Raw genomic sequence first — 18,674 nt, 5'->3', positions numbered from 1 at the left:
AGTTACGCCCTCCCCGAGTATTGGTCATACTGACCATCGTGGAAGTCACTGAACGCGGTGAATTGCCCTTCAAACTTGACGCGAACGGTGCCCGTTGCCCCCTGCCGCTGCTTACCAATGATAATTTCTGCCGTGCCGGCATCATCAGAGTCAGCGTAATAGACCTCATCCCGGTAGATGAAGGCGATCACATCGGCATCCTGCTCCAGCGCACCGGAGTCTCGCAGGTCACCATTAAAGGGGCGTTTGTCAGCACGGCTTTCCAACTGACGGTTCAGCTGAGATAGCGCCACAACGGGACAATCAAGTTCTTTGGCCAGTGCTTTCAGACTGCGGGAAATTTCTGAAATTTCCTGGGTGCGGTTTTCCTGGCCAGGGCAACGCATCAGCTGCAGGTAATCGACCATAATTAAACCCGGATAACCATACAACCGGGTATAGCGCCGTGCCCTGGAACGCAGCAGTGCGGGGGTCAAATACGATTCATCGTCAATAATCAGGCGGTTTTCCAATGGCAACAACCGCTCCATCGCTTTGGAAATGCGCGCCCAATCCTCATCATCCAACTGGCCGCTGCGCAGCCTTGAAAGTTCAACCCGCCCGTCAACAGCAATAAGGCGTTGGAGCAACTGCTCGCGCGGCATTTCCAGACTAAAGAAGAATGCAGGTTTCTCCGTGCCTCGGAGTGCGCCGGTGTAAGCGCTCAACGCAAAGGCGGTTTTACCCATCGATGGCCGTGCCGCAAGCAAAACCAAATCCCCCGGTTGCAAACCACACGTCATCGCATCAAGCTCTAAGAAGCCAGTCGGGGTGCCGGTGATACCATTACCGCCATTCACCGTCTCCAGATAAGTCACGACAGCATTCAGCCCATCGGTCAGGCTGACATTCTGCTGTGACGGTGTTTGTTCCGAGAGCTGGAACAATTGCTGTTCCGCCCTTTCGGTCAGGGCGGCAGAATCTGCGCGGGGATGAGCAGCATCTGCGCTCAATTCACGTCCGAGCTGCAACAGGCTACGCAGTCGACTTCGTTCAGCGACAATCCTGGCATAGGCGACAATATTGGCTGCGCTCGGTGTGTTTTTAGACAACTCCGCCAGATAGGCAAAACCGCCGACCTGCTCGAGCTCACCATTGTGTTCCAATGACTCATGGAGCGTAATCAGATCAATCGGCTGCTGAACAGCCATCAAGCGAGCCATAGCCTGGAAAATGCGACGATGTACCGCCAGATAAAAATCACGATCTCCAACTAATGGAAGAATGTCATCCCAACGCTCGTTATCCAACATCAAGCCACCGAGAACGGCCTGCTCGGCATCTGAAGAATAAGGTATATGCATATCAACCTTCATTGATTTGCCTCCTGACGCAGAACGTCGAAGTCGGCAACCCAGTGAGGGAACAACTCGCAGGCCAGCTCATACATAGTGTCAGCAGCAGCGAGCGTTGATGTACGGGTGGTGGTTCTTTCGAGACGATGAACAGGTTGGCCGGAAGCATGCCCCATTTTGTAAATTTCAAGCTTGGGGATGATGGTGTCGAGAAGGGAGACGTCGAAGGTATCTGCACGCAGATACTGCCCGTTTGCGATAATGCCGCGCAGACTGTTCAGGGTCTGCCAATCCAGATTCGTATACTCCATGCAGTTCGTCAGAATACGGATACGCGGTAACGCAATACCGTAGCTGGACAGCGGCAATAATCCCTCCATCAACCCCAATGTGCCACGCAGAAACTCACGCGTATCCGGCAATATAGGCTTGATAACACCGACGGCGAACTCCGTACTGGCAACAAGAATGAGTTCGAGCATCACAGACGCTGCACCTTTGGAGTCAATAACGATAACGTCGTACTCGTTGAACAAAGGGTGCTGCAGAACATTCTTCAGCCGCATACGACCATCAGGGGCATGCAACATGGCAGAGGATAAACGGTCGTGGGGATCGTTGGAAACGATGATGTCTAAATTTGGGATAACAGAACGGGAGATGATTTCTTCGGGGTGATTGAGATCTACTGTCTTCATCAACAGTTCATACAAACCGTTGGGGGCTTCATATTCCAGGGAGAAAATGCTGCTTGCGGTGGGTTGGGAGTGGTCACCATCGATGAGGAGAGTTTTTTTACCTGCATCGGCAAGGAAGCCGGCAAGGTTGGCGCTTTGAGTGGATTTACCTTCGCCCCCTTTGGTTGAGACCATAGGGATAACGCGAGGTGCCGGGTGGCTAACACCCATAGATGTGGATTTAGCTAACTTATGCATGTTTTACACTCGAATTTATCAATTCGCGTGTAAACGGTTAAATTATATATCCTTTAACAATTTTGCAACAAGCACAGGGATTGAAAATCCCCGTGTCCTTGGTTCGATTCCGAGTCCGGGCACCATCTTCAGAATAACCCGCCTATGGCGGGTTTTTCGCTTTCTGGGGTACGGACTCTCCATCGAACTGCGTTCGATTATTCGGCCAAGGGCCTCACCCTGCGGGCCAGCGCTGAGACCTTGAATACCCAGCAGAAGTGCTCCTGTTCCTATCTCTTTAACCTAAATCTCGGCCTTTATATTCGCTGTCTTAATTGATGCCCGCCCCCCTGCCCTGTGTTTACGGCACTCTATTATTTCCATTTGCGCCATAACCCGACCTTCCTTATTTTCGCTGTCATTTGAATTAATACGCAAACACGGGTTACGCAGCAATGCCATTAATGTTTTCATTCTGCGCCTGATAAAAACCCACAGCCACAAACCGATAAAAACATTAAATAACAACCAATTAAACAGAGCCCACCACATAATTTCCTGCCGTTATTAAAAACAAACCAAAAATGCGGTCGGCATTCACCTTGTGATTTTTTGATAAATACCGCCTGCCGCCGCTGCTAATTTACCGACAGGCGTTCTTAAAACATCACATCGGTGAAGATCGCCATATCACCGTAATAGAACGCTTAATTTAGCCTGCTCACCCACTGATATTTTGGCCTTTTTTGGCTCTGGCATTAAACACCCGTTGAGAAAAAACATATGGAATATGGTTTATCAGACAATGGCGAACAGCCGGATCAACACGGCAAGGGCGTCAGCCGCAGAAATGTCTTGCTCGGCCTGGCGTCAACGCTTGTCGCCACCGCATTGGCCGGCGCCCCATTCCTCACGCTGGCGGAACAGCATACCGCCGCGCAAAACCCCCTGCTTTTTGCCCGTTTCTTCGCGCTCTCCCGGCAATTGACAGAACATCAGGATATTGACCCTGGCATTTCGGCTCGTATTTTCACTGCGTTGAGCCTCGCAAACCCGCAATTCTCATCACAGGTTGAGCGATTAAGCGCGCGCGTGAAGGCCGGACAAAGCGCCCGGCAACTTCAGCAAATCGCCGGCCAACTGGGGCTGCCGGCATTGGTCTCGGCCATCGTCACCGCCTGGTATACCGGTACCGTAGGCCAGGGGGCAAACGCCAGTCTCATCGCTTATAAAGATGCCCTGATGTATCGCCCGGTTAAAGACGCCTTGATTGTGCCCACCTATTGCGGCAACGGCCCGCTTTGGTGGACCGCCGCCCCGCCTGAGGTTAACGCCTTACTGCCCTCTGAGAGCTGAATCATGAAAAAACCGGTATTCACGGCTGATGGCGATGCCTCGGCCGATATTGTCATCGTCGGCTCGGGGATCGTCGGCGGCATGATGGCGGACCAGTTGGCCGGCCAAGGCTATTCCGTGCTGGTATTGGAGGCGGGCCTGCGTATCGATCGCGCGCAGGCCGTCGAAAACTGGCGCAATATGCCGTTTGATAACCGTGCGGGCTCCGATTTTCAAGGCTTGTACCCGCAATCAGCCTACGCCACCGCGCCGCTCTATTTTCCGCCAAACGATTATGTCGCGTTAAGTGGCCCAAGCGCGGACAGCTTTAAGCAGGGCTATTTACGCACCGTGGGCGGCACGACCTGGCACTGGGCGGCCTCCTGCTGGCGCCATCTGCCAAACGATTTCAAAATGAAAACGCTGTACGGGGTTGGCCGCGACTGGCCCATCGCCTATGACGATCTGGAGCCCTACTACTGCCGCGCGGAGGAGGCGATTGGCGTCGCCGGCCCAAACGATCCGGCCAAACAATCGCCTTCAGCGCGCAGCAAGCCTTATCCCATGGATATGGTGCCCTGGGCCCACGGAGATACGCGCTTCGCCGAAGTGGTCAACCCGCACGGTTACCGCTCCGTGCCGATCCCCCAAGGGCGCAGCACGCGACCATGGCAGGGGCGGCCCACCTGCTGCGGCAACAATAACTGCCAACCTATCTGCCCGATTGGCGCCATGTATAACGGCATCCATCACATCGAACGCGCCGAAATGAAAGGAGCACTCGTGCTGGCGGAAGCGGTGGCGTACAAAATCGATACCGATGGACAAAATCAGGTTACCGCCGTGCATTGGCTGGACAACCAAAAGCGGTCGCACAAAGCCAGCGCCAGCGCGTTCGTCCTGGCATGCAATGGCATCGAAACCCCGCGCCTGCTGTTGATGGCCGCCAATGCGCAAAACCCGAATGGGATCGCCAACAGCTCCGATCAGGTTGGCCGCAATATGATGGATCACTCCGGCTTTCACTGCACCTTCCTGGCGAAAGAGCCGCTGTGGCCAGGACGCGGCCCGGCACAGAGCAGCTGTTTGGTCGGCCCGCGCGATGGGGATTTCCGCATGCATTACTCAGCCAACAAGATGATCCTCAATAACATCAACCGCGTTTTGCCGGCTACGCGCCAGGCCTTGGCGCAGGGCCTGGTGGGGAAAGCGCTGGATGACGAGATCCGCCGCCGCGCGGCGCACGGCGTCGATTTGTCCATCAGTCTGGAACCGCTGCCCGATCCCAATAACCGTCTGACGTTGAGCGCAACGCGCAAAGACGCCCACGGTTTGCCTTGCCCCGACATTTACTATGACGTGGGGGACTATGTGCGAAAAGGGGCTGAAGCGGCGCACCGGCAGCTCAAACATATTGGCCAATTGTTTGATGCCGATGAATTCAACATCACCACCAGCCTGAATGCCAATAATCACATTATGGGCGGCACCATCATGGGCAACGATGAGAAAAATTCCGTGGTGAACGGCGATTGCCGTGCGCACGATCATCCGAACCTGTGGCTGCCCGGCGGTGGCGCCATCCCTTCAGCCAGCGTGGTGAACAGCACGCTGACGATGGCGGCCCTGGGCCTTAAAGCGGCGGACGACATTGCCCGCAAACTGGCGGTGAAATCATGAGAAAACCTGCAAGGATAGCCTGGCTGGCGCTGCTCCTCGCGGCGGGCGGCGGCTCGGCGTTCGCCGCCGACGAAGGACCGCATTTCAGCGCCGAGCTGATTGAAAAAGGCGAGCGGCTCGCGGTGGCGGCGGACTGCCAGGCCTGCCACACCCAAACGGGAGGCGGCGAGCGATTTGCCGGCGGTTACAGCATCGCAACGCCGGTAGGCGTGATTTACACCACCAACATCACCCCCGATAAGGAAACCGGCATTGGCCGCTACAGCGAAGCGCAATTCGCCCGCGCCGTGCGTGAAGGCATTCGCGCGGACGGCACCCCGCTGTACCCGGCAATGCCTTATACGTCATACGTCAAATTGAACGACGAGGACATTCACGCGCTGTACGCCTACTTTATGAACGGCGTCGCCCCCGTCGTTCAGCATAACAGGCGAACCGAACTGCCCTTCCCCTTTAACCTGCGCTTTATCATGCCGGCCTGGAACAGTTTATTTCTGGAAGAGGGGCATTTCAGCGCCGACAGCAGCGAAGATGCGCAATGGAACCGCGGCGCCTACCTGGTCAACGGCCCTGGACACTGCGATACCTGCCATACGCCGCGCAACGTGTTACTGGCTGAATACAGCGGGCAACCGCTTTCCGGCGCCATGGTCGGCAGTTGGTATGCGCCCAATATTACTTCCGACCCGATCAGCGGCATTGGCGGATGGAGCCAGGCGGAGCTAATCCAGTATTTGAAAACCGGGCGCGCGGCGGGAAAAAACCAGGCGGCGGGGGGCATGGCGGAAGCGATAGAAAACAGCCTGCAATATTTGTCGGACGACGATCTGACCGCGATTGCCGCTTACCTGAAAAACAGTCCGCCGATCAGAGATCAACGCGATACGCAGCCGGCAGACAGCTTTGGCAAGCCGTTCAACGTTGAACCCGAGCTGCGCGGCGCGCATCCGCCGACCGCCAACGAGACGGTGATTGACGGCGCCGCCTTGTTTAGCGGCAACTGCGCCAGCTGCCACCAACCCGACGGCAGCGGCAGTCAAAACCAGGCCTATCCATCGCTGTTCAACAACACGGCGACGGGCTCGCGCAATCCCTCCAATCTGATCTCGGCCATTTTGTTCGGCGTCGAACGCCGCGTCGGGGATCAACATATCCTGATGCCGAATTTCGGCCCGCAATCCTATGTCAATCCCTTGAACGACCAGCAGATTGCGGCGATCGGCAACTATGTCTTGCAACATTACGGCAACCCCGCGGCGCACGTCACCGCCGAAGACGTTGCGATCCTCAGACGAGGGGGCCCGGCGCCCTTGCTGGCCGAGATGCAGCCCTATATGGCCCCGGGTTTGGGCGGCGGCGCGCTGGCGCTATTGGCCGCCATCGCGTGGCGGGTGCGCAAACGCCGCGGCGCGTGATTCACGCCAATTAAAGCTCCCTACGCTGGCGGCCGCAGGGAGCTTTCTGCCGGATCGCAAGGCTCTGATGCCATATACCAATGATGTGCTAAAAATAGGCCCCGCCGGCGTTTTGCACTATTTTGGTTATGTCTGCCTGTTCATTCTGGGCGGTGCCTCGCTACGACGATAAACCCTGTACACCGTTAGCCTCGGTCACAAAACACAGTCAATCACGCCAGGAGCCCGACCATGAAAAACGCAACGTTCCCCAGCATCGCCAAGTTTTCCTTTCTGTCTTTATTATTGCCGGCCTGGATCACCCAGGCCGCTCCCCCACAACCGCAGCCGGGCAGCACCGCGCAAATCGTTTTGATTGGCACCTGGACAGGGGAAAGAGACGGCGATCGGGTTCAGCCGCCCGTTTATCCCAGCCAGGGGATGTATCGGTTGGCGCTCAACGAAGACGGCAGCCTGCTGCCATTGAATCGCATAAAAATGGACAGCCCTTCCTGGATAGTTCTGAGCAAAAATCGCCAATTTGCCTATACCACCAATGAAACTCAGCAAGGCCAAATCAGCACGCTCAGGCTCGGCAAAGGCGGCGACCCGCAACGCATCAACGGCATCGACTCGCAGGGACAAGAGCCGACGCATGCCGCCATCAGTCCAGACGGGCGCTACTTATTGGCCGCCAATTACTCCAACGCCCCCGGGCATGCCAGCGTCATCGTGGCTCCCATTCTCCAGAGCGGTGAACTCGGCGAGGTGCTGCAGCGCTTTCCCTTCACCAAGGGCTCAGAGGCCGTTGCCGCGCGGCAAGCCAGCGCCCATATTCACTCCGTCAACTTTACCCCTGACGGGCGCATGATGTACGCCGCCGATTTAGGCGGCGACATCATTCATGCCTTCTTCTACGATGCGGCAAATAAGGCCGCGCCGTTCAGGCTCGCGCCGGATTACGATTTGTCGTTTCCGCCGGGCACCGGCCCGCGACATATGATCTTTTCCGCAAATGGCAAATTCGCCTACGTGATCAGCGAAATGTCGGCGAATATTTTTGCCTACCAGATTAATAACGATCGGTTGGAGAACATCCAGACATTAGCGCTGACGGAAAGCGCCCGCGCGGATGCAAAGGGCGGCGGCGGACTGGCGTTTTCCCCTGACGGAAAATACCTCTATGCGAGCAATCGCCAAAAAACCAACGAAATCGTGGGTTATAAAATTAACCCGGAGAATGGCAAACTCAGGCTGATTGGCCGCACGCTTTCCGGCGGAATCGAACCGCGCGCTTTCGCCTTCGATAAAAGCGGAAAGTTTTTGCTAGTCGCCAATGTGTTTAGTAATAACGTTACCGTATTACAACGCGATCTGGATACCGGCGAATTATATGGCAACGGTGTAAGCGTCCAGATAGGTACGCCAACTGACGTTAAATTTATCCACGAGTAAATTATTGCTGCGGCAATCCGTTTGTCGCAGCGCCAACATCGATTCTCTTGCCCACGAGCGCCATACTTTACCCCATTCCCATGGCGTTTAACGTGTCGATAACGTGAACGCTCAGGTAATGAGAATCATCATCGTCAGCGGCAAAGGATTTATAAAAGAGAAACGCCAAAACAATTCAAGCCGGGTTGATATAAACCGGCGGCTACATTCAGGCAATTTCCGGCGGCACACGGATCTCCTTGCACGTCACGCCGTCGCGGAACCTAAACGAACCTAAACGTCGAGCTGTCGGCCAATCGGTTTTTAATTGGCGCTTTTCCAACGTCAACAGGCGCCTCTGTATATAACATGAACATTCACTCATTGAAATTAATGCATATAGGGATAATTTCCCGCCATACAGGCCCGCAAACAACAAAACTGGGCGCATTGGCCGATGTGAAAGCGGATGCCCCCATGCCGCCCAGACGCAATAGCCCTCGCATCCAAAAAACAATAACACATTGAATATAATAATAAAAATACTACCAAAACGGCCTGATTTCATAATTTCACTTTAATTTCATCTTTTCAAAAAGCGCTCAACGCCTAATATCATGTTATTTCACCTTCCCAGAATCCCTTTTAACGCTATTCTAAGCAGCGAATACCTGATTCAAGCAACACAAGCCGAACGCAGAACGGCGTATACACGTTAACAGTCAATAGTCGATGCCAATTCCATGCGGCTTATCCTCTTTGCGAAGAGTCGTTTACATGGAATGATGAACGCGGTTTCTAAGATTATTGCTTAAGAATATTAATTAAACACATACGCAAGCTTTCGCAGGGACTTTCATGGAAAGAAATACACCCGTAGCCTTTACCTGATGTGCTACCGAATTCTAAACGGGCATTTAAAAATGACGCATTTTTAACCCGCATGTCTTTTAATTATTTTTAATTCATGTCGTTTACTTATAAGAAAAAGGCAGCCTGGTTGCTATAAGCCAACCCCTTTGCAGCCGTATTTCTGGGTATTATTCTCATTATACTGGAGTTTATTAATGAATCAGCGTTTCGATATCATCGGTATTGGCCTTGGCCCGTCGAATCTTAGCCTGGCGGCCTTAGGGAGCGAAATCGAGGGATTTACGGGGCAATTCCTTGAGCGCAAACCTCATTTCTCCTGGCACCCGGGCATGATTTTGGCTGACTGCAACATGCAAACCAACTTTTTAAAGGATTTGGTGAGCGCGGTTGCCCCAACCAATCCCTACAGCTTTCTCAACTATCTGGTAAAAAACCGAAAATTCTACCGTTTCCTGACGACCGAACAGCGTACCGCATCGCGTGAAGAGTTCGCCGATTACCTCACCTGGGCCGCAAGCGGGATGGGATCGTTGGCGTTCAATCAAGACGTTCAGCGAGTCGAGTTTGACGATCGGCAACGCCAGTTCGTGGTGACCACCTCGCGGGAGATCTTCCACGCCAGACACGTAAGTATCGGTATTGGCAAGAAAATAAAGTTGCCGGACTGCGTGACGGCGCAAAACGATCGCTGTTTCCACGCCAGCGAAATGATGCTGCGCAACCCTAATCTGGCAGGCAAACGCGTGGCGATCGTCGGCGGCGGCCAGAGCGGCGCCGATCTGTTCCTGAATATTTTTAAAGGGGAATGGGGGCAGCCGGAACAACTCGACTGGATATCGCGACGCAACAATTACAACGCGCTTGATGAGGCGGCCTTTGCCAATGAATATTTCACGCCAGATTACGTCGAGAGTTTCTACTCACTGGACAGCGCGGCCAAGCGGCATATGCTGGCCGAACAAAAGATGACCTCAGACGGCATCACCAGCGAGTCGCTGCTGGCCATCTATCGCGCCATGTACCACCGCTTCGACGTGCTGCGCGAGAAATTATGGGTGCGCCTGCTGCCCAGCCGTTCGCTGACGGCCGTAAAACACACGCTGGATAACGCCTACCAACTCGAAACGCGTCATCATCTCGATCACGGCGAGGAAACCTTCAAGGCGGACGTGGTGATCTTTGCTACCGGTTATCAATCGGCGACGCCTGAGTTCCTTGCGCCTCTGGCCCACCGACTGTTGACCACGGCGGACGGCGAGTACCGCATAGCCCCGGACTTTACCTTTGAGTGGGAAGGCCCGGCGGAGAACTGCTTATTTGCGATGAACGCCAGTATGCATAATCACGGCATTGCCGATCCGCAGCTGAGCCTGATGGCGTGGCGTTCGGCCCGCATTCTTAATCGGGCGTTAGACCACCAGCCATTTGATCTGGGAACAACGCCGACAGCCATTCAATGGCGCAGTGAAGGCGCGCCACCCGCGTTTTAAATACAAGAACGTCTTAATCATTGTCACTATGCTTTGATGGAATTACGTATATGAAAAGACAAATAAACAAGTTCATTATGAATCAGTTGGCCATATTGGCCCCCGAATTCAAGGCCAGATTGATCTACAAAAGAGCATTTGGCAAACCGCTGAACTTGCAGGCGCCATCGACCTGGAATGAAAAAATCAATCACCTTAAGTTGAATGACTACAGTAAAAATGCCTTAGTCACTCAATGCGCAGATAAATATGCGGTTAGAGAGTACATCAAGGCAAAAGGATGTGAAGAGATCCTTAATGAGCTGTACTTTGCCTGTGATTCAGTACAGGAGATCCCATGGGAAACGCTGCCTGAGAAATTTGTCATCAAGGGAAATCACGGCTCAGGATATAATTTAATTTGCCAGAATAAACAATCGTTGAACATTAAAAGCGCCTCCCAGCTGATCGATGGCTGGATGAAAGACGATTACTGGAAAACCTATGTAGAACTCAACTACAAAGGGATACAAAAAAAGATCATTGGAGAAAAGTATATCGAATCGGCCAATGGTCACGGGCCTGAAGACTATAAAATTTATTGTTTTCGCGGTGTGCCTTACTGCACCTTGCTGTGCGTCGGCAGGGATACCGGGACGCCGAAATATTACTTCTTCGACAAAGATTTCAAGTTCCTTTGCTATAGCGAGGACTGCCTGGCGTTGAGCCAGGAGGAGATAGACGCCTTCGTGAAACCGGAGGGATACGATGAGCTGTTTGAGTATGCCGCTCGCTTGTCGGCGCCCTTCGAGTTCGTGCGCGTTGATTTCTACATCTCTCAGGGCCAAATCATTTTCGGTGAGCTGACCTTTACCCCCTCGGCCGGGCTGGATACGGATATTCTGCCACCGACCGATGTTTTGCTTGGCAAGATGCTGACGCTGCAACAGCACTGATTATCATCAACAAAAGGCGGCGCAATTCCCCTGCGCATCCATCAAACAGGAGATACCGGCCGGCGTTTTCGCAGGCCGCCCGCCACCTGCGCTTTATCCACTGCGGGGTGGCTTGCACCCCAACGGGAACGTTCCCCCTTGGGCAACATAACCCTTTGAAAAACAATGGCATTAGAACATTAATAAGAATCGTTTACATATTTATAATAAAATGTTCTATATGTATAGGAAGCTATAATATAAGATACCGGAAAGTTTCCCTGGTGTTGTTGTGTGTCTTTGCCCTATTTTATAGGGCTTTTTTTTCGCTAACACCCATTTATGATTGAGTGTTTTTGCACCCATCAGCAGATTATCCCCTCCAAAAAAACATAATCATTTCTAATTAATCATAACCCTTCTTATTCGTGACTTGCCAATAATAACAATGAGTTGCTATTAACCCTGCGAAGCATCAGGCAGCCACCGCCTGACTCCGGCCGCACTTCGCCACTGAAATACCCGCCCGAAGGAGAGGTTTTTACTGGGCGCGTACCGATGCTAATATCGGCCTTTTTCGAGGAAGCTGACCCGCATGTTATTGTCTCACCGGCATTTTATCTGCACGCTTCTGGCGCTCGCCATCGGCTTTTGGTTGCCGACGACCGTGCAGGCCAGGCCCGATCTGGAACGCAGGATTGGCGTGACCGTCGCCGATAGCGACTCTGCGGATTACCGCTTCAGCGATCTGCGCTTCATCTCCGCCGATGGTCAACGGCGTTACCGCGTCCGTATCGCCCAACCGCGTCGGGCGCCTGCGCCTGACGGCTATCCGACGATTTATTTCCTCGACGGTAATGCGGTGCTGATGGAGCTGAACGCCAGCTTACTGGCCAGATTGGCGACGGCGAAGCGGCCACCGGTGCTGGTGATGATCGGCTATGACAACGATCTGCGCATCGATGCCGCCGGCCGCGCCTACGACTATACGCTGCCTCTGCCGACGGGCATGAAGAAACCGCCGCGGGCGGGCGGGGGCGCGGAGGCCTTCCTGCAATTGATTGAAACGCGGATCAAACCGGCGATCGCCGCCAAACTGGCGGTCGATCCGCAGCGGCAAACGCTGTGGGGCCATTCCTACGGCGGGCTCTTCGTTCTGCATACGTTATTCGCCCATCCCGCCGCCTTCCAGCATTATATCGCCGTGGAACCCTCACTGTGGTGGGGCAACGGCATGATCCTGCAAGAGGCGCAGCAGTGGGCGGAACGGCATCCGACGCCGGCGGCAAGGCTGCAGTTGTGGGTGGGTCTGGCGGAGCGCGATCGCGCGGCCCCGCCCGGCGTGAAGAGCCCTGCACTGCCGGCGAACGCGGCGCAAATGCTGGCGGAACGCCTGGCAAAGCTCGACGGTCTTACCGTCGGCTATCGGGAGTGGCCCGGCTTGGGACACGGCGCCATGCTGGGTGCCGCCATCGAGCCGGCACTGCGCAGCGTGGCATATGAAGACTAAAGGAGGGTATCGACCGCATTTTCATCGGCGGCTCATATCTTCTGATAAGAAGAGCGTTTAATATCTGAGACAGCGCGCAGTCATCGCGGAACGGATGCGCAAAAACAAAGTGGCTCCCCCGTCGGCAAGTTAGCTTGCTCTATCCGGTGGAGCCATACAGTACTGCAGTTTTCCCGGTGGGGCCCTGGTGAGGCGCAAGTAGGAAAAGATGGTGTTGGCAGGGCATTTCAGCGTTTTAATACTGCCTGTTTCGCTATTTTCTTCACCCTGTGATGCTTACTATAAGCGCCCGCCTGCACGGCGGAAAAGGGTGAAAACCACCCTTGAAATACATTAACAAAAGTGATAATAGAAGCGGTTGGGGCGAAAACATCTAGTTCAGATTTGAATAATTAAATCAGGGAATTATATTAAAAATGAATATTAATATCACCGACAAACCCAACCCGCAGGATGAAGAGTTCGTTATCGACAGCCTCTGGGCGCACAACCATAAAACCCAGCCCGTAGACATTCACCCGCTGTTCCTGACCGTCACCGACGACAACCAGCAGATCGTCGGCGGTCTGGTCGCACGTACCTGGTGGGGCGGCCTGGAAGTACAGTATCTTTGGGTCGGCGATCAATGCCGCAAAAGCGGTTACGGTCGCCAACTGATGCAGCTGGCCGAAGAAGAAGCCCGCAAGCGCGGTTGCCATATGGCCTATGTCGATACCTTCGATTTCCAGGCCAGAGGCTTCTACGAAAAACTGGGCTACCGGGTCTATGGCGAGCTGGGTGACTATGCGCATCGCCATACCCGCCATTACCTGGCTAAAAGCCTGTAACGCGGCCTGAGCGGCGCAGAGGTGGGTATGGGTTCATCGCATAAAAATAATGAATCTTATTTCAAGGGCCTCATCACCATGATGGAGCACCTGAGCGAGCCCTGGGGCATCAAAGACCAGCTGTCCCGCCACCTCTATATGAACCGCGCCGCTTATCTCTATACCAATACGCCGCTGAATTTCGACGTCGCCGGAAAATATGACCACGAATTCCCCGCCGACTGGGCCGATTCCGCCGCCGACTTTATCGAGCATGACAAGATGACCGAAGCGGCGCGCGATCGGGTCACGGTCATCGAGACGCACTACTGGTATGGCAAAGACAGCCTGACGCCGTTTATCAGCGAAAAGCTGCCGGTCTACAACGATGACAAACAGGTGATCGGCGTGATCTGGAACGCCAAGCCGATGAACAGCCTGTCGCCGCTGAAATACATCAATCAGCAAAAACCCAGCATCTTGACCACCGAAGTTAACAACGAGCTGTTCACCCGCGCCGAGCTCGATGTCATTTTCCTTATGCTGCAGCGATTTACGGTGAAAGAGATCGCCAAAATCTATAACGTCAGCAATAAGACCATCGAAAACCGCATTTATAATATTTACCAGAAGGCCAACGTGCATACTCAGCAACAGTTTGAGGAGTATTGCAAATACGCCAACCTGGATAACTACATTCCCGATCGCCTGATAACCAAGGGCATTCAGTTTATTTGAACCGCAAGGAAGATCTCACCGTGATAAAGATCGAAGATTATCCGCTCACCCGGGTGCCGCAGGATAAAAGAGTCTCGTTTTTAAGCGTGGCCATCGTGCATATGGGCATGCTGACCGCGCTGGACCAGTTCATGCTCGGCGCCGTGCTCGGCAACTCCATGACGCTGATTGACGCCTTCACCGCCATTTTCGTCGGCAGCCTGATCTTCGGCGTGGTGACCTATGGGCTTGGGATGGCGGGCATGCGCGAAGGGATTTCCGGCAGCCTGCTGGCGCGCTGGTGCGGCTTTGGCCGCCTGGGCTCGGTGCTGATCGGCGTGGTCGTGGCCGTCAGCCTGCTGGGTTGGTTCGGCATTCAAAACGCCATTTTCGCCAAGTCGCTCGATTTCGCGCTCGGCAATAAGCTGGGCTTTGGCCTGGCCGCCGGGCTCTCGGGCACGCTGTTGACCATCCTGGTGGCATTCGGCTTCAAGGCGTTGCGCATCGCCGCTCGTATCGCGGTGCCGATGTTCATTATGCTGGTGGCCTATATTTCAGTGACCGCGCTTTCCGGCCATAACCTGCAGGAGATCATCCAACTGGCGCCGCCGGGTGAACCATTGACCATCAGCGCCGGCATCACCATCGTCGTCGGCGGCGCCATCGTGGCCAGCCTGATGACGCCCGATCTGACCCGTTACTCCAAAAACGGCAAACACGTGCTCGGCGTTACGATCTTCACCATCGTCGCCGGCGAGTTCGTGGTGAATGGCCTGGCTATCCTGATCGCCAAAACCCTGGGCACCGCGGATGTGGTCACCATCATGTCGCAAGCGGCCGGCGGCGCCGGTTTGCTGGTGGTGGTGTTTTCCACCCTGCGCGTCAACGATCTCAACCTGTACTCCTCTTCGCTGGGCATCGTCAACGCGGTGGAAGGCATCACCGGCAAAAAGCTGAAGTACACCTACACCACGTTGACGATCGGTATTCTGGGCACCACGCTGTCGGTGCTGGGCATTCTCGACCGCTTCGTCGACTTCCTGACGGTGCTTGGCGTGGTCTTCCCGCCCATTATCGGCATCATGCTGGTGGACTATTACCTGCTGCGCAGCCACCGCAAAATCCTGGACGAGAGCCGCCGTACGGGCCAGTTGCCGAACGAAACCCCAACCATCGGCTGGGCGGCGATCGTCGCCAGCATCGCCGGCGGCGCCGTTGGCCTGGCGACCGAATGGGGCGTACCGACCATCAACTCACTGGTGGCCGCCAGCCTGCTGTATTGGGTGCTCAAGCTGGCCTTCAGTCGGGCGCAAAAACCCCTGGCCTCGCAGAAGTCGCTCTGATTTTCGCACAGGCGTTAACGCACTCCTCCAATGACGGGGGAGTGTTTTATTGCTCGCAAAATGCGGAGTTCAGCGTAAAGGAATAGGCCGATCGCGCAGACAAACGGCCGTGGTGATGAGGGTCCCTGGTGTCGGTAGCAAGCTATCCATTATGCTCAGAGTGCGGGAACATCCCCCTCTGAGCTTTTTATTATAAAAGTCGTTAGCTTCAGTGTTTTGATCGTAAAGAAAAACTTCAGCTTGCATGAACAGTAGCCCATGAAATCGCCTTTGGTCAACATAAAAGTGAACATAAAATTGGCTTTTGTGTTCACTTTTCCATAAGCAAAAGCTAATCAATTGATTTGCACAGCTTTATCATTTCCCCAAACCGCCTTCCGCATCCACGTCGCCCGCCCCCCGCCAAGCCGCTGACAGAAAGCAATAATTAACGAAAATAATCAGTCTGTTATCCTATTCCCTGCGCCTTTTTATCTGGACAACGCCAACGCGTAAGATATAGTGAAGCCAGCGTAATGTTTGTAAGGACAGCCTATGAAAACCCCCAACGCACAGCGCAAAATCAACATCATTAAAAATATTGAATATCTAATGCGTACCCGCGGTGAAACCAAGGCTTCCTTTTCCAACCGCAGCGGCCTGACGCGCACTACCCTATACAAAATTCTTGATGGAAGAGTGAACAACGTTCAGCAATCCACCGTTAATCGGATTTCAGATTTTTTCGGTGTCTCCTGTGAAGAGATCGAAGACTACGATCTGGAAAAACTGGAGCTGCTCAACGAAACGTTGTCCACCGAAGGCAACAAGAACCCTTCCGCCATTCCGGTGATCCCGCAGTCGCGCTATCTGGCCGTCTCGCAGCGCAAGATCGGGCAACTGGTCACCGAGTTTCCTTTGACTTATTTCTTCGGCGATGAGTCGAACATGTTGGCAATGAAAATAGAGACCGAAATTAAAGGGTCATTCATTCCGGGCGAAGTCATTATCATTAAACGTCCGCCGGTACTGATTTGCGATTCACCTTTGCTGTATCACTCGGGAAAAAGCGGCTTCTTTGTGGTTGACGACAAAGACAGCGAAAGCATGGACAAACGCCTTCAGGAGACGGTGCAATTCCTGGGTTATATCGTTGGAGAAAGGTTATAAATGGAACCGAATCAGAAGTTCAAGCTGTTGGGCTTCACCCGACATGGCACCATCGCGGCCAATGTCATGGTATTGGCCACCGGCAAAACCATTACCATGGGGCTCAATGAGCTGGCCGACAGCGAAATATCGGAAGATCTGAGCCGACACGAGCTGCAGGCGCTGTACCGTAAACTCTACGGCGACAATCAACAAAAAACCGCCTATGAGCTCAGCGATCGCCATGAACGTTCCTGGTACGCCTACCTGATTATTACCGTGGCGCTCAGCGTGATTTACATCTTCTCGACGCTGTGCGGCGTCAAGCCGATCCAAATTCCGGTGCTGAATCTCATCACGCCGCCGGCGATCTTCATCTATCCGCTCACGTTCATTCTGGTGGACATACTCAACGAGTTCTATGGGTTGCGGCTGGCCAGGCGCACCATCATCATCTCGTTCATCGCCAACCTGACCTTCGTTCTCGGCGTCTGGGTTACGACGCTGGTGCCGAGCATTCCACAGTGGGAGTACAGCGAGACCTACAACGGCATCGTGCACAGCATCATGGCGGTGCTGGTGGCCTCTTCGGCGGCCTATCTGATCTCCGAGAACGTCAACTCCTATCTGCTTTGCAAGATCAAGGAGTTGACCAACTCCCGCTACCTGTTCGTGCGCGTGATCACCAGCACCGTAATCGCTTCGGCCATCGACAGCGTGGTGTTCTGTACGCTGGCGTTCTACAACGTGCTGAGCTGGGACATCATCAAAACCATGATCCTGTCTCAGTTCCTGATCAAGGTGGTTTACGCCCTGCTGGGCGTCGGGCCGATTTACGCCACCCGCAGTCTGTTTAACCGCTACATCAATACCGAACAAGCAAAGGGCAATGAATATGCATATCCAAAAGCAAGATAAGATCACCCATCTTGGCGCGAACTCCGATTATCCGGACCAATATGCTCCCGCATTGCTCGAAGCCTTGCCGCGCGCACGCGGCCGCGATCTGATCGGCGTGGACGAACGGCAGCTGCCGTTCAGCGGCTTTGATCTGTGGACCGCCTTCGAGTTGTCGTGGCTCAACGGCAAGGGCAAACCGGTGGTGGGCATCGGCGAATTTACCTTCCCGCACTCCTCTTCCAACCTGATCGAATCCAAATCGTTCAAGCTGTATCTCAACAGCTTCAACCAAACGCGCTTCGACAGCGTGGAACAGGTGAGCGCCGCCATGCAGAAGGATCTGTCGCAGGCGGCCAATGGCCAGGTCACCGTCAAGCTCTATCCGGGTCTGGAAGGTTATCCGGCGCAGATCGATCGTCTGCCGGGCATCAACATCGACGATCTGGATATCGCGGTCGACGACTTCGCCTTCAAACCGGAATACCTGAGCGGCGCGGCCGATCAAGGGGAGCACGTAGCGGAAACGCTGTCTTCCAATCTGCTGAAATCCAACTGCCTGGTCACCAACCAGCCGGACTGGGGCAGCGTGGTGATCCACTATGAAGGCCGCAAAATCGATCGCGAAAGCCTGCTGCGCTACCTGATCTCCTTCCGCCAGCACAACGAATTCCACGAGCAGTGCGTCGAGCGCATTTTCAACGACATCAAGCAGAGCTGCCGCCCGGAAAAACTCAGCGTGTTCGCGCGTTACACCCGCCGCGGCGGCCTGGACATCAACCCCTTCCGCAGCGATTTCGAAACGGCGCCGACGCTCGGCCGCCTGATCAGACAGTAAGCCTCATCCCCCAATGCTCCTGCCAGGGAGCATTGTTTCTCTCGCTTTCATCTCCCTGTTATTTTTC

The 18,674-nt window shown here is 54.3% G+C and carries 16 protein-coding genes; 13 read left to right on the top strand and 3 right to left on the bottom strand.

The features are described from left to right. Positions 1–2 precede the first annotated feature (2 nt). Entirely contained in the window at positions 3–1,355 is a 1,353-nt protein-coding gene (gene dnaB-PI / locus J9788_RS20750; RefSeq protein ID WP_182265424.1) for an SPI-7-type island replicative DNA helicase, read from the bottom strand. Then, positions 1,352–2,269 carry a ParA family protein gene (locus J9788_RS20745; protein ID WP_182265425.1) on the bottom strand — a complete coding sequence of 306 codons (918 nt, stop codon included), beginning with the start codon at positions 2,267–2,269 and terminating at the stop codon, positions 1,352–1,354. The genes dnaB-PI and J9788_RS20745 overlap by 4 nt, the downstream gene beginning before the upstream one ends. 762 nt (positions 2,270–3,031) lie before the next feature. Between J9788_RS20745 and J9788_RS20740 the strand changes: the two genes are divergently transcribed. From J9788_RS20740 to J9788_RS20725, 4 genes are all read left to right on the top strand, one after another. Beyond that, entirely contained in the window at positions 3,032–3,604 is a 573-nt protein-coding gene (locus tag J9788_RS20740) for a sorbitol dehydrogenase family protein (RefSeq protein WP_046897314.1), read from the top strand. A 3-nt stretch (positions 3,605–3,607) separates the two neighbouring features. Beyond that, positions 3,608–5,263 carry a GMC family oxidoreductase gene (locus J9788_RS20735; RefSeq protein ID WP_182265426.1) on the top strand — a complete coding sequence of 552 codons (1,656 nt, stop codon included), beginning with the start codon at positions 3,608–3,610 and terminating at the stop codon, positions 5,261–5,263. After that, on the top strand, positions 5,260–6,678 hold the full coding sequence (locus tag J9788_RS20730; protein ID WP_182265427.1) for a cytochrome c: 1,419 nt from the start codon (positions 5,260–5,262) through the stop codon (positions 6,676–6,678). Before J9788_RS20735 ends, J9788_RS20730 begins: the two co-directional genes overlap by 4 nt. Positions 6,679–6,909: 231 nt before the next feature. Then, positions 6,910–8,112 (top strand): lactonase family protein, encoded by a 1,203-nt coding sequence (locus tag J9788_RS20725; RefSeq protein ID WP_182265428.1) that lies wholly within the window; start codon positions 6,910–6,912, stop codon positions 8,110–8,112. A 208-nt stretch (positions 8,113–8,320) separates the two neighbouring features. Here the strand turns inward: J9788_RS20725 and J9788_RS20720 are convergent, their stop codons facing one another. Then, on the bottom strand, positions 8,321–8,659 hold the full coding sequence (locus tag J9788_RS20720; protein WP_182265429.1) for a hypothetical protein: 339 nt from the start codon (positions 8,657–8,659) through the stop codon (positions 8,321–8,323). Positions 8,660–9,158: 499 nt separating this feature from the next. Here J9788_RS20720 and J9788_RS20715 point away from each other — a divergent pair, with 499 nt between their 5' ends. The 9 genes from J9788_RS20715 to queF all read left to right on the top strand — a co-directional run bounded on the left by J9788_RS20715 (position 9,159) and on the right by queF (position 18,607). Beyond that, the gene (locus J9788_RS20715; RefSeq protein ID WP_072626982.1) at positions 9,159–10,454 is read left to right on the top strand and encodes a lysine N(6)-hydroxylase/L-ornithine N(5)-oxygenase family protein; all 1,296 of its coding nucleotides are present in this window, start codon (positions 9,159–9,161) and stop codon (positions 10,452–10,454) included. A 50-nt stretch (positions 10,455–10,504) separates the two neighbouring features. Further along, on the top strand, positions 10,505–11,389 hold the full coding sequence (locus J9788_RS20710; RefSeq protein WP_046897310.1) for an ATP-grasp fold amidoligase family protein: 885 nt from the start codon (positions 10,505–10,507) through the stop codon (positions 11,387–11,389). 574 nt (positions 11,390–11,963) lie between these two features. Further along, the gene (locus J9788_RS20705; RefSeq protein ID WP_182265430.1) at positions 11,964–12,878 is read left to right on the top strand and encodes an alpha/beta hydrolase; all 915 of its coding nucleotides are present in this window, start codon (positions 11,964–11,966) and stop codon (positions 12,876–12,878) included. Between the two features lie 416 nt (positions 12,879–13,294). After that, on the top strand, positions 13,295–13,705 hold the full coding sequence (locus J9788_RS20700; RefSeq protein ID WP_019453029.1) for a GNAT family N-acetyltransferase: 411 nt from the start codon (positions 13,295–13,297) through the stop codon (positions 13,703–13,705). A 27-nt stretch (positions 13,706–13,732) separates the two neighbouring features. Next, entirely contained in the window at positions 13,733–14,422 is a 690-nt protein-coding gene (locus J9788_RS20695) for a PAS and helix-turn-helix domain-containing protein (RefSeq protein ID WP_033644646.1), read from the top strand. A gap of 20 nt (positions 14,423–14,442) precedes the next feature. Then, positions 14,443–15,744 carry a cytosine permease gene (locus J9788_RS20690; protein WP_182265431.1) on the top strand — a complete coding sequence of 434 codons (1,302 nt, stop codon included), beginning with the start codon at positions 14,443–14,445 and terminating at the stop codon, positions 15,742–15,744. Between the two features lie 534 nt (positions 15,745–16,278). Beyond that, positions 16,279–16,893: a helix-turn-helix transcriptional regulator gene (locus J9788_RS20685; RefSeq protein WP_033644644.1), complete on the top strand. Its 615-nt coding sequence runs from the start codon at positions 16,279–16,281 to the stop codon at positions 16,891–16,893. After that, complete coding sequence (locus J9788_RS20680; RefSeq protein ID WP_033644642.1) at positions 16,894–17,790, top strand: queuosine precursor transporter; 897 nt, start codon at positions 16,894–16,896, stop codon at positions 17,788–17,790. It abuts the gene before it with no gap. Next, the gene (gene queF, locus J9788_RS20675; protein WP_033644641.1) at positions 17,768–18,607 is read left to right on the top strand and encodes an NADPH-dependent 7-cyano-7-deazaguanine reductase QueF; all 840 of its coding nucleotides are present in this window, start codon (positions 17,768–17,770) and stop codon (positions 18,605–18,607) included. The genes J9788_RS20680 and queF overlap by 23 nt, the downstream gene beginning before the upstream one ends. The last annotated feature ends 67 nt before the right edge of the window (positions 18,608–18,674 follow it).

Origin of the sequence: Serratia sp. X10, assembly GCF_017811775.1 — a bacterium.
Lineage (GTDB): Bacteria > Pseudomonadota > Gammaproteobacteria > Enterobacterales > Enterobacteriaceae > Serratia > Serratia ureilytica.
Note: the sequence above shows the minus strand (reverse complement) of the source record. Positions and strands in the feature narration are given on the sequence as shown.

Excerpts from the sequence above, each read along its gene's own strand:
- dnaB-PI (WP_182265424.1), bottom strand. The coding sequence starts at position 1,355 with ATGAAGGTTGATATGCATATACCTTATTCTTCAGATGCCGAGCAGGCC.
- J9788_RS20745 (WP_182265425.1), bottom strand. The coding sequence starts at position 2,269 with ATGCATAAGTTAGCTAAATCCACATCTATGGGTGTTAGCCACCCGGCA.
- J9788_RS20740 (WP_046897314.1), top strand. The coding sequence starts at position 3,032 with ATGGAATATGGTTTATCAGACAATGGCGAACAGCCGGATCAACACGGC.
- J9788_RS20735 (WP_182265426.1), top strand. The coding sequence starts at position 3,608 with ATGAAAAAACCGGTATTCACGGCTGATGGCGATGCCTCGGCCGATATT.
- J9788_RS20730 (WP_182265427.1), top strand. The coding sequence starts at position 5,260 with ATGAGAAAACCTGCAAGGATAGCCTGGCTGGCGCTGCTCCTCGCGGCG.
- J9788_RS20725 (WP_182265428.1), top strand. The coding sequence starts at position 6,910 with ATGAAAAACGCAACGTTCCCCAGCATCGCCAAGTTTTCCTTTCTGTCT.
- J9788_RS20720 (WP_182265429.1), bottom strand. The coding sequence starts at position 8,659 with ATGAAATCAGGCCGTTTTGGTAGTATTTTTATTATTATATTCAATGTG.
- J9788_RS20715 (WP_072626982.1), top strand. The coding sequence starts at position 9,159 with ATGAATCAGCGTTTCGATATCATCGGTATTGGCCTTGGCCCGTCGAAT.
- J9788_RS20710 (WP_046897310.1), top strand. The coding sequence starts at position 10,505 with ATGAAAAGACAAATAAACAAGTTCATTATGAATCAGTTGGCCATATTG.
- J9788_RS20705 (WP_182265430.1), top strand. The coding sequence starts at position 11,964 with ATGTTATTGTCTCACCGGCATTTTATCTGCACGCTTCTGGCGCTCGCC.
- J9788_RS20700 (WP_019453029.1), top strand. The coding sequence starts at position 13,295 with ATGAATATTAATATCACCGACAAACCCAACCCGCAGGATGAAGAGTTC.
- J9788_RS20695 (WP_033644646.1), top strand. The coding sequence starts at position 13,733 with ATGGGTTCATCGCATAAAAATAATGAATCTTATTTCAAGGGCCTCATC.
- J9788_RS20685 (WP_033644644.1), top strand. The coding sequence starts at position 16,279 with ATGAAAACCCCCAACGCACAGCGCAAAATCAACATCATTAAAAATATT.
- J9788_RS20680 (WP_033644642.1), top strand. The coding sequence starts at position 16,894 with ATGGAACCGAATCAGAAGTTCAAGCTGTTGGGCTTCACCCGACATGGC.
- queF (WP_033644641.1), top strand. The coding sequence starts at position 17,768 with ATGCATATCCAAAAGCAAGATAAGATCACCCATCTTGGCGCGAACTCC.